Genomic DNA, 13163 nt, shown 5'->3' on the forward strand with positions numbered 1-13163 from the left:
ATGTTCTCCTGATGTGGCCGACCTAAGCCCGATCCGCCACACGTTCTCCCAGCAATCCCGAGGGGCGCAGGGTGAGCACAAAAATCAGCACGATGAACGCGAAGATGTCTGAATATTGACTGCCCAGCACACCGCCGGTAAGCGGTCCGATATAACCCGCACCTATGGATTCGATCAGGCCCAGCAAAATACCGCCCAGCACCGCGCCGCCCAGATTGCCAATGCCGCCGAACACGGCCGCAGTGAAGGCCTTCAGACCTGGCAAAAAGCCCATGGTGTGTTGCACCGTTCCGTAGTTGGATGCATACATTACGCCGGCCAGCGCAGCCAGAACGGCGCCAATAATGAAAGTGGCCGAGATCACCGTGTCAGGTTTAACGCCCATCAGGCCTGCCACGCGGGGATTTTCAGCGGTGGCTCGCATGGCGCGCCCCAGCTTGGTGTAATTCACCAGATACATCAGGATGGCCAGCGACACTGCAGTTGCACCCAGAATGAAAATCTGCGTGACGGTGATCACCGCGCCGCCGATTTGCAGGGGCTCTGCAGGCAACAAGGTCGGGTACGGTTTGTAGTTGGGCTTCCAGATGATCATGGCCAGCGTCTGAAGCAGGATGGACATGCCGATAGCGGTGATCAGGGGCGCAAGTTTCGGGGAGTTGCGCAGCGGCCGGTAGGCGATTTTTTCAATCGCGAAATTAAGCGCACCACACACCACAAAGGCTATGAGCAGGGAGATGATCAAAATCACCCAGCCTGGTGTTCCGGGCATAGCCTCCTGCATCCACACAATGATGGTCCAGCTGGTGAGTGCACCCACCATAAGGACCTCGCCGTGCGCAAAATTGATCAGGTTGATGATGCCGTACACCATGGTGTAACCCAGTGCGACCAAGGCATACATGCTGCCCAGCACCAGACCATTGATGATCTGCTGAAGCAATACTTCCATAACTCACTCTCCGGTTGATTTGAGATTGCCAACCCTGCCGCACCACTTGTGGTGGCAGCGACGAAATCGCGCAAGTTAACAAAAAGCCCGCCTATCAAAACCAGCTAACTGGACTTGGGTGGCGAGCTCATGCACAAATTGTAGTCAGAGGGAGTAAGCGAGAAACGGGCCACAGGCCGCGTTTTTGCGGGGTTTACCCTTGTGGAAGTTTATTTTGCTGTTCAATAAGGCAACTATCAGCAGGTATCGCTTTTGATTAGGCTTTCTGATTATTCTTCAGCTTCAATTCGTTTAACTTATCTGCAATCTTGATTTCCAGACCACGGTTTACAGGCCTGTAAAAACCCGGAGCTGTCATTCCGTCCGGGAAATAGCTCTCACCTGCCGCAAACCCATCTTCTTCATCATGGGCATAGCGGTAGTTTTTACCGTAGTCCAGCTCTTTCATGAGCTTGGTAGGTGCATTGCGCAGGTGCAGAGGTACCGGGCGCGTACCGTCCTTTTTGACGAGCGCCCTGGCCTCGTTAAAAGCCTTGTAGACGGCGTTGGACTTGGGTGCTACGGCAAGATAAATCACGCACTCAGCCAGCGCCAGTTCACCCTCTGGCGAACCAAGGCGTTCGTACACTTCCGCTGCGTCCAGCGCCATGCGCAAGGCACGCGGGTCGGCAAGACCGATGTCCTCACTGGCCATGCGTATCAGCCGGCGCGCCATGTATTTGGGTTCTGCACCACCATCGAGCATGCGGACGAGCCAATACAGTGCCGCGTCCGGATCGGAACCCCGCACCGATTTGTGCAGAGCAGAAATGGTGTCATAAAACTGCTCGCCGCCTTTGTCATAGCGACGCATCTGTTGGCCCAGCACTTTCAGCAACCAGGGCTGGGTGACCACGAGGCTGCCACCCTTCTCGCGCTGAGCAGCTACGTCCAGCGACTCGAGCGTGTTGAGCAATCGCCGCGCATCGCCGTCCGCGTAGGCCACGAGCTGATCAACGGCCTCAGGCGCTATATTTTCAATAGCGGACAATGACCGATCTGAAAGGACGCGAGCAATGATTTGCTTCAGATCCTCCTCACCAAGAGTCTGCAGGACATGAACGGCGGCGCGAGACAGCAATGCCGAGTTGACTTCGAAAGACGGATTTTCCGTTGTAGCGCCAATAAAGGTGAACAGCCCGCTTTCAACATGCGGCAAAAACGCGTCCTGCTGCGACTTGTTGAAGCGGTGCACCTCGTCAACAAACACAATCGTACGCTTGCCCTGACCTTGCCAGATACTGGCCTGCTCCACTGCTTCGCGAATCTCCTTGACGCCGCCGAGCACCGCAGAGATGGAGATGAAGTGCGCATCAAAACTGCTCGCCATCAGACGCGCAATCGTGGTCTTGCCCACACCGGGCGGCCCCCACAAGATGCAGCTGTGCGGCTGGCCTGATTCAAAGGCCACGCGCAGTGGCATGTCCTCGCCCAGCAGGTGCTGCTGCCCAATCACCTCGCCCAGCGTTTGCGGCCGAAACCGCTCAGCCAGCGGAGCAGCGTTTTTGGCGTCCACGCCCTGACCCGATGCCCCGGCGCGCGTCGCCATTACTGCCGAATCACGTCCGCCCCGGTTGGCGGCTTGAACTGAAAGGTGGAGGGCGTCATGGCCGGGTTGACCTCGAAGTTGGAAAACGTCATGACCGAGCGTTGCCCAAAACTGTCCAGAATTTCCAGCACCGCCAGTTCACTGCCCTTGTCAGTCTCCTTGAAGCCCACCGTGATGCTCTGGACCTGGCCGTCTTTAGTTTTGGGGGTGGCCAAAATCCATTCGAGACCACCCTTGTCCGGCTGCGGCACCAGGTTGAAGTCGGTCTGCAGAGCCTTGATATCGGCCGCTGCCGCAATCACGGCGGCCGGCGTGCCGTTCAAGACCTGCGACAGTTTGCGCGATGTGACCTGGTTCAAGTCGACATCGTGCAGCCACAAAGTTTGCCCGTCCGAGACGATGCTCTGGTCAAAAGGCTTTTTGTAGACGAACTTGAAACGGTTGGGTCGCAAGAATTCAAAGCTTCCTGTTGACGTTTTGGTCCTGGCCGCCTGCCCGTCGCGGACCGGGCTGGTAACGACCTGCGTAAACGAGGCCCGCCCGCTTTTGGTGTTCTTGACAAAAGTTTCAAGGCTTTCGAGGCCACTTACCGTTGTAATCTGGGCGGCAGCCGCTACTGAAAAGATAGCAACTACGGTACCCAGGGCCACGCGGATCGCAGCAGGCAATCGGGAACGTGACGCGGATACAGGCATTTGAATGGGGTGAGTCATGACAATGTTCAGGGCGGATTCGAGAAAAGCCCAGTGGTAAATAGAACTGTAGGAGTTCCGTGGGCCGGGATTGGTTGCCTGTTCAATGTATCGCCGAGGTAAAAGAAGGCCTGTCAGCCTTCAGCGCGTGACGGCACCAGAATTTCCCGCTGGCCACTACCTGACATGGCACTCACCATGCCCGACTTTTCCATTTCCTCAAGCAGGCGGGCCGCACGGTTGTAGCCGATCTTCAGATGCCGCTGGACGAGTGAAATCGAGGCCTTGCGGTTTTTCAGAACGATCTCAACCGCCTGGTCGTACATCGGATCTTTATCACCCTCGCCCGCCGCACCATCACCCAGCAGGTCACCCTCGCCGTCAACCGTGCCGCCTTCAAGCACACCGTCGATGTAGTTCGGCTCGCCTTGTTGCTTGAGGTAGGCAACAACGCGGTGCACTTCGTCGTCACTGACAAACGCGCCATGCACCCGAACCGGAAAACCAGTACCGCTGGGCATGTAGAGCATGTCGCCCATACCCAACAGGGCTTCAGCGCCCATCTGGTCAAGGATGGTGCGGCTGTCGATCTTGCTGCTGACCTGAAAGCTCAGGCGGGTTGGAATATTGGCCTTGATCAGGCCCGTAATCACATCAACGCTGGGGCGCTGGGTCGCCAGCACCAGGTGGATACCTGCCGCACGAGCCTTTTGCGCAAGGCGTGCGATCAGTTCTTCAATCTTCTTGCCCACCACCATCATCAGATCGGCCAGTTCGTCGATCACCACGACGATGTAAGGCAAGCGCTCCAGCGGTTCGGGTTGCTCTGGCGTGAGACTGAAGGGGTTGTAAATAAACTCGCCCCGCGCCTTGGCTTCGTCGATCTTGACGTTGTGACCCGCGAGATTGCGCACACCCAGCTTGCTCATCAGCTTGTAGCGCTTTTCCATCTCGGCTACGCACCAATTCAGTCCGTGCGCCGCCTGGCGCATATCGGTCACCACGGGGGCCAGCAGATGCGGTATTCCTTCATAGACGCTCATCTCAAGCATCTTGGGATCAATCAGCAGCAGGCGGACGTCGCGCGCGTCGGCCTTGTAGAGCAGGCTCAAAATCATTGCATTGATGCCGACGGATTTGCCCGACCCGGTAGTACCCGCCACCAGGCAGTGTGGCATCTTCGCAAGGTCGGCAACAACCGGCGCGCCGCTAATGTCTTTGCCCAAGCCAATGGTCAGCATGGACTTGGCTTCGTTGTAAACCTGTGAGCCCAGAATTTCACTGAGCTTGATCGACTGTCGCTTGGCGTTTGGCAACTCGAGCGCCATGTAGTTTTTGCCAGGGATGGTTTCAATCACCCGAATCGACACCAGACTGAGCGCACGCGCAAGGTCTTTTGCGAGGTTGACAATCTGGGAGCCCTTCACGCCCGTGGCCGGCTCGATTTCATACCGTGTAATCACCGGCCCCGGCGACGCCGCCACCACGCGCACCTCGACGCCGAAGTCCTTGAGCTTTTTCTCGATCAGACGCGAGGTCATCTCGAGTGTTTCGGGCGCCACCGTTTCCTGACGCACAAGGGCACCATCAAGCAGATCAACCTGCGGCAATTTGGAGTCGGGCATTTCGCTGAACAATGGCTTTTGCCGCTCCTTGGCCACTCGCTCACTTTTCGGAATTTCGGCAAGTGCGGGCTCGATAAAGACAGGTACCGGATGGTGCACTTCGATATCGATGCGCTCTTCATGCAGGGTTTCTTCACGCTCCCGCGCCGCTACACGGCCCACGGCCAGGTCTTCAGCAATCTCCCGCTTTTCCCGACGCGACTCGATCAGTTCGTCGATCCACGCGCCCACGCGCTGTGCAGTGTGTGCCCATGAGAATGAAAAAACAACCGATGCGGCAATCACCCCTACCGCAATCCAGATCAGTCCGGATCCAGTGAACCCGAGCCACTTCACACTGGTGGGGCCTGCGAGGTAACCCAGCACGCCGCCGGAATGACCAGGCAGGCTGGCTTCAAAGCGATACAGCCGCGACCACTCTAGCGCCGTGCTGGCAAGCAACAGAAGAAACAGGCATCCCCAGAATTTGATCCGGTCCAGCGCCGTAGAGGAGGTCGACTCGCTTCGCAAGCCGCGTGCAAGTGATCCGAGCCAGGCCCGAGCCCCTGCAACCAAAGCCCACCACGCTGAAAATCCGCATAAAAAGTAGCTGGCGTCCGCAAGCCACGCGCCAAAACGTCCCCCCCAATTGCGGATGGGGACATCAGTTGCTTTCAAGGTGCCCGCTCCGTGCCCGCTACCCGTGGTGGACCATGCCGCGTCTTGCGGGGAATAGCTCAGCAGTGCCCCCAGCCAGAAAAGCAGGGCGAGCAGTCCGAGGATCAGAGCGACTTCGTGCGTGAAGCGTTTAACACCAGCGGCCGGGCTGGCGGAAGAGGAATTTCTGGAGTTCAGAGTGTCGAGGGAATAAGTCATGCCACCACTGAGCTTACCTCAGATGCTGCTGCGCGCCAGACACAAAAAGACGCAAAAAGCAGCCTGCGGACGGGCATCAACCCAGGCTGTTAAGTCGGTCTTTCACCCACATGGAACCATCAGTACGGGTCTCGATAAAACCACGCTCTTCAAGGTCCTTCATCACGCGGCTGACCATCTCGCGCGAAGCGCCCACCATTTTGGCCAGGTCCTGACGCGAAACCTTGTCGCGGATGATGGTGTTCCCTTCGCGGTCTGGCACCGCGGACTCCAGCAATGCACGGGCCACGCGGCCATAAACATCCATCAAAGCGAGCGACTCAATTTTGCGATCAGCTTGCCTGAGACGCTGCACCAGGCCATTCATGACTGCATAAGCCATGGAGCTGTTTTCCGGCAGGCAACGAATGAATTCGGGGCGACCCACCACCAGGACGTCAGTCTGCACCTCAGCGCGCACTGTTGCTGAATGAGGCGCATTGTCGATAAGGCTCATCTCGCCCACATAGTCACCAGGGTGCAGGGTCGCCAGAATCACTTCCCGTCCACGCGAATCGGTTGACATCACGCGGGCTCGCCCAGTCAGGAGGATCGACAGGGCATTGGACTGCTTGCCTTGCTCGACCAGCGCCTCGCCACGTTTGTAACGGCGCTTGATGACTGCAGCGGCCACCAACTCCGCCTGAGCCGCTGTCAACATTGAGAACAAGGGCACCCGACGAATCAACTCCAGGTTAGACACCATCGTAGACATATCTGACTCCTCCAGACCATATCGTCGGCCAGACTTCCCGCGAGTTCTTACAATGCTGTGCGTCGTCCGGCTATTTCCACGGGCCACAGGTTTTAAACCGCGGGCTCGGCCCCACTCTAACTGAGATCGAATGCTTTCCCAATCAGATTTCCACAATGCAACACTCTAAAGTTCTCATCCTTGGCTCAGGCCCCGCAGGCTATACAGCCGCGGTTTACGCGGCGCGCGCCAACCTCAATCCGGTTCTGATTACGGGCATCGCGCAGGGTGGTCAACTTATGACCACCACGGATGTGGACAACTGGCCGGCCGATCCGCTGGGCGTACAGGGGCCCGCATTGATGCAGCGCTTTCTGGAGCATGCCGAACGCTTTAAAACAAAAATTGTTTTCGACCATATCAACAAGGTCGACTTCAGCAAGCGCCCCTTTACCCTGACGGGCGACAGTGACACCTACACCTGCGACTCCCTGATCATCGCAACTGGAGCCTCCGCCAAATACCTGGGCCTGCCCTCGGAAACGGCCTTCATGGGCCGCGGTGTTTCAGGCTGCGCAACCTGCGACGGCTTTTTCTATCGCGAGCAGGAAGTCTGCGTCGTCGGCGGCGGCAACACGGCTGTCGAAGAAGCGCTTTACCTGTCCAACATTGCGAGCAAGGTTTATCTCGTCCACCGTCGCGACAAGTTCAAGGCGGAGGCGATTCTCATCGACAAACTGCACGAGAAAGTTGCCGCGGGCAAGATTGAACTTAAGCTGCACCAGACCCTGGACGAAGTGTTGGGCGATGCCTCTGGGGTCAATGGGGTGCGACTCAAAAGCACCAAGTCGGACACAACGGAAGATCTCAAATTGCAGGGCTGTTTTATCGCCATCGGCCATCAACCCAACACCGACATTTTTTCGGGTCAGCTGGACATGAAAGACGGCTATATCATTACGAAAACCGGCCTGCAGGGTTTTGCCACCATGACCAGTGTGCCGGGCGTGTTTGCCGCCGGCGACGTCCAGGACCACGTTTATCGTCAGGCCATCACCAGCGCCGGCACGGGTTGCATGGCCGCGCTGGACGCCCAGCGCTTTCTGGAACAGCAGTAGAGCCCCCACGCTTTTCACTTCGTGTAATGCGCTGCCCCCCGAGGGGGCGCTGCGCCTGCGGGCTGGCAAAGCCAGACCCGCGGTCCCGGCTTGAATTTTTGCTCCTGTAGCCCTCGCCAGACCTTTGCGTCCCCTCTAAGTAGTTCGTCGAAACAGCCGGCTTGAGGACTACGGGTTTTCAGGCTATAATCTATGGCTTAGCTGAGATTCCTCCCCCGAGGGTCCGGCATTCCGATTTCTATTTTTTACGGAGAGTGCTCATGGCACGCGTCTGTCAGGTAACGGGCAAAGGCCCAATGGTGGGAAACAATGTTTCTCACGCCAACAACAAAACCAAGCGCCGGTTTTTGCCTAATCTGCAATACCGCCGTTTCTGGGTTGAGACCGAAAACCGCTGGGTGCGTCTGCGCGTCACCAGCGCCGGTTTGCGTCTTGTCGACAAGCTCGGTATCGATGCGGTCCTCGTGGACCTCCGTGCCCGCGGTGAAATCTAAGGAGAATCATCATGGCAAAAGGCGCACGCGAAAAAATCAAGCTGGAATCAACTGCCGGCACGGGTCACTTCTACACGACCACCAAAAACAAGAAGACCACACCTGACAAAATGCTGATCATGAAATTTGATCCAAAAGCACGCAAACATGTGGAATACAAGGAAATCAAACTGAAGTAATTCAGATTGCTCCGGGTGGTGCTCGCATCACTCTTTTTAAAAACCCGCTGATAATCTCCGCGGGTTTTTTTATGTCTGCTGCAGACACAATCCACATGAAGATGAGTCGCGCTTGCGACCTGCGTCGAGCGTGTCCGTGCGCGCAGCTGTGCAGTGAAGCGAGTCCAATGTCAGCAGTACGCTGCGCACCTGCGGCGGCATTGCGGCGTCGAGGCCCACAATCATGGGGCCAGACAGTAGTTCGGGAGGCGTGGATCCTGGATCGAGTCCGGGGATGACAGCCAATGCCGGGGGGCCCCGACCGCCCACAAAAAAGCCGCAGCAGCAATGAAGCTGGTGCGGCCCTTGGAGGCGAAGCAGGGAAACTTAAGCGCGTGCGGCGCGCAGCTTTTGCGAAAACTCCTGCAGCGATGCAATGCCGCTTTCTTCCGCCCGGCGGCACCAGCCCTGCAGGTCGGCCGCCAGTTGTTCGCGTGAGGCCGAGGTTGTCATCCACATCTGGCGCAGCTCTTCGCGCATGGTGACCATCTTGTCGAGCACGGGATGCTCGGCACGGGCCTGGGCCAACTTGGGCTTGGCCGCGGCAGGCACTTTGTCCTCGTCACGATGCAGCCAACGGTTGGCGGTTTTGAGCACTGAAACATCGGCCCTGCGTGCCTTCAAGGCTTCAATTTCCTGCTTGCAGGTGCGACGCAGTTCACGGGCATAACTTGCCATCACTTCGTAGCGGTGGGCAATCAGGGCCTCAAGCGTCTTTTCATCGGCCACTGGCTGAATGCTGCCCAGCTGAAGCTTGGGCGGCACCTTCTTGACCGTTGCCAGGCCCACCGTTTCCAGCGCGCGGATATAGCCCCAGCCGATATCAAACTCGTAGGGTTTCACGGAAAACTTGGCAGACGTCGGGTAGGTGTGATGGTTGTTGTGCAACTCTTCGCCGCCAATCATGATGCCCCATGGCGAGATGTTGGTGCTGGCATCAGGCGCCTCAAAATTGCGATAACCCCAGTAGTGGCCGATGCCGTTGATGATGCCGGCCGCAGTCACTGGAATCCAGACCATTTGCACAGCCCAGACAGCCAGACCAGCCACACCGAACAAGGCCAGATTGATGATCATCATCAGGCCGACGCCCTGCCAGCTGTAACGGGAGTAAATATTGCGCTCAACCCAGTCGTCGGGCGTGCCATGACCATACTTGACCATGGTCTCCCGGTTTTTACTCTCGGCGCGGTACAGCTCGGCACCTTGCCAGAACACCTTTTTGATGCCGTATGCCTGGGGACTGTGCGGATCTTCCATGGTTTCGCATTTGGCGTGGTGCTTGCGGTGGATAGAGACCCACTCCTTCGTAACTTGGCCGGTACCGAGCCAAAGCCAGAAACGGAAAAAATGCGCAGGGATGGCGTGCAAATCCATGGCACGGTGCGCTTGGTGCCGATGCAGGTAAATTGTCACACTGGCAATGGTGATGTGAGTGGTCACCAATGCGTAAATCACGATTTGCCACCAGGTAGCAGCAACCAGTCCATGGGCCAGCCAGTCGAGGGCGGCGTCAAACACGATCATGAGAGTCCTTTAAACAATCCGTAAAAGTCCAAAAACGCAACTTTGAAGCTGCCGCGGACTCAGCCCTCCATTGTAAATGCCGGCGTCAAAAGCAGCAAATCCGCGAGGCCTGAAAGGCAGTCAATTTGACGCAAAGCCGTCAAATTCATTGATCTTTGTCAGTAAAGCTGTCTTTACACGCCTTCTTCACGCAACAAAAATCAAATCTTCTGCCAGACAGCGGCAAAAAACCCATCGGTGGCGTGCAAATAAGGCCACAAACGCAAGTAGGGTCCGCTGCAAAGTTTGGCTGCGCCCTCCACTCCCAGATGCGTTAGCAGTTCACCAACTTCAAGTGGCGTGAAATCTTTATTCGCAGCACTAAAAGCCTCGGCGATCAGCTCGTTTTCCTCGCGCAACACGCTGCAGGTGGCATAAACCAGTCGGCCGCCCGGTTTGAGCAGGCGCGCAGCGCTTTGCAGGATGGCCGTCTGTTTGGCGGTGAGTTCCTCAATCGCCTTGGGGCTTTGACGCCATTTGAGGTCAGGGTTACGTCGCAGGGTACCCAGGCCCGAACAAGGCGCGTCGATCAACACCCGGTCGATCTTGCCAGCCAGGCGTTTGATGCGGTCGTCGCGCTCATGGGCGATCGCTACCGGATGAACGTTGGACAGGCCGCTGCGCGCCAGGCGTGGTTTGAGCGCATCCAGCCGGTGGCCGGAGGTATCAAACGCGTACAAACGCCCGGTGTTGCGCATGTTGGCGCCCAACGCCAGGGTTTTGCCACCCGCACCGGCGCAAAAATCGACCACCATCTCACCGCGCTTGGCATCGACCAGCAAGGCCAGCAACTGGGAGCCTTCATCCTGCACCTCAATCGCGCCGCGGGTGAATGCATCCAGCTTGTTCAAGGCGGGCTTGGTCGTCATGCGCAGACCCCAGGGGGAGTACGGCGTTGCTACGGTTTTGATAGCTGCCTTCGCAAGTTCCTTCTGGACTTCAGCCCGTTTATCCTTCAAGGTGTTGACACGCAGGTCAAGGCCGGCCGGTGCGTTGAGGCTTTCAACCAAAGGCCAGAAGTCCTCACCCAACTGCTCTTTGAGCGGGTCGACCAGCCAGGCCGGCAGGTTGTGGCGATGCAGCTCCATCAAGTCGGCCGGTTTAACCTGGTCGCAGCGGGCCAGCCAGTCTTTTTCGGGCTCGGTCAGCGCGCCCAGCAAAAAATCGCGCTCGGCGGCAAAGCCAAGAATGGCCAGACGCCGCTCGGTCGGACCACTGCCGTGCTGGGCCAGGTAAGTGAAGAGATTTTTCTTGCGCAGCACACCGTAAATCGTCTCAGCCACCGTGGCGCGTTCGCGCGGACCGAGGCGCTGCTCGCGGAAATGTCGCGACACAACCATGTCGGCGGGGTGATCAAATTTGAGGACCTGCTTGAGAAGCGTGGAACAACTGTCGAGTAGAGCGTTAGGGTGCATAGCCCCCTATTGTCCCACCCGACAACAAGTTCTCAAGCCAGGGTGCGAATGTAGACAGGCTCGAACGCGTTTTTCTCGATTTCTGCTCGCGTGGGGGACTCCCCTGCCCACATCACCAATGTGGGGCCAGGCAGGTCAAGCGAGCGCTCGAGCTCGCGGCAAAGATGGTACCGGTCCTCGTCATCCATGCCCGGCAACTCCACAAAGACGACGTAGCAGCGCCTGTGCGCGAACTCACGCAGGCTTTTGCGAACCAGCCACGCCCGCGCTACCGGTTTGCAACGTGCAAGATCGGCTTGCAACTCGCCCTTTTCAAAGTCGCTCAGGTCGTGGCGCGTGATGGACTGGAAAAACGGCGTGTTGGCGAGCTCTTCCCAGGCCCGCCCCTCCGCTTCGCCCGCCTGCTTGAGTCTTTCGCGCCAGAGCTTCAGCGCCTTCTCGTCCAGGCTGCCGTCGGGGCCAGGCTTTTCCTGGTCGGCCACGGCAATGCGGCAGGCCCACCAGCGATGCGGGGCGCTGTTGTCAAACAACTGGTTCAGGCATTCCATTCGCAGTGTGCGTTCACCTGTTGAGAGGCACAACACGAGCCCACGCAATGCGCCGGCATGGCCGGGTGTGATCTCAAGCGCGCGCTGGTAAAGGGCGCGCACATCGGCACGTGCATCCAGGCGCCGCAGCAGGTCGGCCCACTCGGCCATTTCGTCGGCATTGTTGCGCGCGGCGCTTGCGGCCAACATTTCTGCCCGGGTCCGCACCCGCGAAAGATAGGAATGGTGCTGCTTCCAGTCAGTGGCATTGGCTTTGCACCACTCGTTGTCGAAATGGGCAATCCATTTGGTGGCGCGACGGCCCAGCAAATCCAGTGCAGGGCGCTCCGACCACGCCGGCAATCCCTTGCTGCCCTCCAGCGCCTCCAGCCGGTCACGCAACACCGGATGCGTGTCCTCAACATCGCTGATCTGTCGCAAGGTCTGGCGCAGCGTTTCGCGGGCAAAGTCTTCGGGCAAAGGCAACACCAGCACTTTGCGCATGGCGGTGTAGGGGCCCACAGGCAACGCGATGGTTGCAGCTGAACTCCAGTGGCCCGGCCAGAACTCCTTGTTCACCCAGTCTCCCTTGATGGCAATTTCGGTCAAGGCTGCGGCCGCCACTCCCCTGCCCAACAGCTTGCCGGCAATGCGGTCGGCTTCGTATTCGTCCTGCCGGGCCAGGGCAAAGGTCTTGGCTGAGAAGCGAGGGAAATACCAGCGCAAAAAAGCCTGGGTGGCGGCAGCCACCGGCCCTTCATCGTTGCGCAGCCCGTGGTTGAGCTTGGCCCAGCTCAGGCGGGTGCGATATATCCAGGCCGCAAAGCGCCCATGATCGCCACGCAAATGGCCGTACTCATGCGCCAGCACCGCCAGAAAGCGGGGCCTGTCTACGGCCAGCAGCAAGGGTAAGCCAATGGTGAGGTAGTTGACCGCGCCGCCAAAAAGCCCGAAGCGCGGGTGCTGGCTGATGCTGGCATTGAACTCTGTATCCAGCAACACCTTGTGAATGGGCGGGCCCTTGATTTTTTTACGGATACGCTCAAGCGCTTCAAAAAGTGCGGGCGCATCTGCGGGCAGCAACTCGACGCCTTCGGGTTCTTCAAGCCTGCACCACAGGGCCTGCAAGCTCGTCCAGAGCAGACCACCCGCGCCCAGCAGCAACCAGACATAAGTGCCTTTGAACTTGCCCTGCAACATCGCACCAATGGTCCAGCCCAAAACGCCTGCCGCCAGCAGCAGGCAACCGATCACCCATGCGTAGCCCAGGGCGGCGAACAAAGCGACGCTTCGACGGTAAGCTTTGCTGTTTTCGGCGCTGGCGTGTTCGCTCAAGCGCACCAAGTGGATGAAATCTGCCCGGTCCATGACACCCCCCCC

Annotated in this window: 11 protein-coding genes; 3 read left to right on the top strand and 8 right to left on the bottom strand. The window is 58.2% G+C overall.

Annotated elements, in window-relative coordinates; all coding sequences use genetic code 11:
- Positions 1-22: 22 nt before the first annotated feature.
- The 5 genes from VE934_RS07250 to VE934_RS07270 form a co-directional block, all read right to left on the bottom strand.
- The gene (locus VE934_RS07250; protein ID WP_324885845.1) at positions 23-952 is read right to left on the bottom strand and encodes a branched-chain amino acid ABC transporter permease; all 930 of its coding nucleotides are present in this window, start codon (positions 950-952) and stop codon (positions 23-25) included.
- Positions 953-1208: 256 nt separating this feature from the next.
- On the bottom strand, positions 1209-2540 hold the full coding sequence (locus tag VE934_RS07255; protein WP_324885847.1) for a replication-associated recombination protein A: 1332 nt from the start codon (positions 2538-2540) through the stop codon (positions 1209-1211).
- Positions 2540-3184 (bottom strand): outer membrane lipoprotein chaperone LolA, encoded by a 645-nt coding sequence (gene lolA, locus VE934_RS07260; protein WP_414693825.1) that lies wholly within the window; start codon positions 3182-3184, stop codon positions 2540-2542. Before lolA ends, VE934_RS07255 begins: the two co-directional genes overlap by 1 nt.
- A gap of 182 nt (positions 3185-3366) precedes the next feature.
- Positions 3367-5712, bottom strand: a complete 2346-nt coding sequence (locus VE934_RS07265; RefSeq protein ID WP_324885851.1) for a DNA translocase FtsK — start codon at positions 5710-5712, stop codon at positions 3367-3369.
- A 76-nt stretch (positions 5713-5788) separates the two neighbouring features.
- Entirely contained in the window at positions 5789-6466 is a 678-nt protein-coding gene (locus VE934_RS07270; protein ID WP_324885853.1) for a Crp/Fnr family transcriptional regulator, read from the bottom strand.
- A 155-nt stretch (positions 6467-6621) separates the two neighbouring features.
- Here VE934_RS07270 and trxB point away from each other — a divergent pair, with 155 nt between their 5' ends.
- From trxB to rpmG, 3 genes are all read left to right on the top strand, one after another.
- Positions 6622-7563: a thioredoxin-disulfide reductase gene (gene trxB / locus VE934_RS07275; protein ID WP_414693822.1), complete on the top strand. Its 942-nt coding sequence runs from the start codon at positions 6622-6624 to the stop codon at positions 7561-7563.
- Positions 7564-7823: 260 nt separating this feature from the next.
- Positions 7824-8057 (top strand): 50S ribosomal protein L28, encoded by a 234-nt coding sequence (gene rpmB / locus VE934_RS07280; RefSeq protein WP_077593832.1) that lies wholly within the window; start codon positions 7824-7826, stop codon positions 8055-8057.
- 11 nt (positions 8058-8068) lie between these two features.
- Positions 8069-8236 (top strand): 50S ribosomal protein L33, encoded by a 168-nt coding sequence (rpmG, locus tag VE934_RS07285; protein ID WP_007863188.1) that lies wholly within the window; start codon positions 8069-8071, stop codon positions 8234-8236.
- Positions 8237-8602: 366 nt separating this feature from the next.
- Here rpmG and VE934_RS07290 read toward each other — a convergent pair whose 3' ends face one another.
- From VE934_RS07290 to VE934_RS07300, 3 genes are all read right to left on the bottom strand, one after another.
- Entirely contained in the window at positions 8603-9802 is a 1200-nt protein-coding gene (locus tag VE934_RS07290; RefSeq protein WP_324885863.1) for a DesA family fatty acid desaturase, read from the bottom strand.
- A gap of 200 nt (positions 9803-10002) precedes the next feature.
- Positions 10003-11256, bottom strand: a complete 1254-nt coding sequence (locus tag VE934_RS07295; RefSeq protein WP_324885865.1) for an RsmB/NOP family class I SAM-dependent RNA methyltransferase — start codon at positions 11254-11256, stop codon at positions 10003-10005.
- A 32-nt stretch (positions 11257-11288) separates the two neighbouring features.
- Complete coding sequence (locus tag VE934_RS07300; RefSeq protein WP_324885867.1) at positions 11289-13151, bottom strand: M48 family metallopeptidase; 1863 nt, start codon at positions 13149-13151, stop codon at positions 11289-11291.
- Between the last annotated feature and the right edge of the window lie 12 nt (positions 13152-13163).

It is taken from the genome of Polaromonas sp. (genome assembly GCF_035638815.1).
In the GTDB taxonomy this organism is placed as follows: domain Bacteria; phylum Pseudomonadota; class Gammaproteobacteria; order Burkholderiales; family Burkholderiaceae_C; genus Polaromonas.

Excerpts from the sequence above, each read along its gene's own strand:
- VE934_RS07250 (WP_324885845.1), bottom strand. The coding sequence starts at position 952 with ATGGAAGTATTGCTTCAGCAGATCATCAATGGTCTGGTGCTGGGCAGC.
- VE934_RS07255 (WP_324885847.1), bottom strand. The coding sequence starts at position 2,540 with ATGGCGACGCGCGCCGGGGCATCGGGTCAGGGCGTGGACGCCAAAAAC.
- VE934_RS07265 (WP_324885851.1), bottom strand. The coding sequence starts at position 5,712 with ATGACTTATTCCCTCGACACTCTGAACTCCAGAAATTCCTCTTCCGCC.
- VE934_RS07270 (WP_324885853.1), bottom strand. The coding sequence starts at position 6,466 with ATGTCTACGATGGTGTCTAACCTGGAGTTGATTCGTCGGGTGCCCTTG.
- trxB (WP_414693822.1), top strand. The coding sequence starts at position 6,622 with ATGCAACACTCTAAAGTTCTCATCCTTGGCTCAGGCCCCGCAGGCTAT.
- rpmB (WP_077593832.1), top strand. The coding sequence starts at position 7,824 with ATGGCACGCGTCTGTCAGGTAACGGGCAAAGGCCCAATGGTGGGAAAC.
- rpmG (WP_007863188.1), top strand. The coding sequence starts at position 8,069 with ATGGCAAAAGGCGCACGCGAAAAAATCAAGCTGGAATCAACTGCCGGC.
- VE934_RS07290 (WP_324885863.1), bottom strand. The coding sequence starts at position 9,802 with ATGATCGTGTTTGACGCCGCCCTCGACTGGCTGGCCCATGGACTGGTT.
- VE934_RS07295 (WP_324885865.1), bottom strand. The coding sequence starts at position 11,256 with ATGCACCCTAACGCTCTACTCGACAGTTGTTCCACGCTTCTCAAGCAG.
- VE934_RS07300 (WP_324885867.1), bottom strand. The coding sequence starts at position 13,151 with ATGGACCGGGCAGATTTCATCCACTTGGTGCGCTTGAGCGAACACGCC.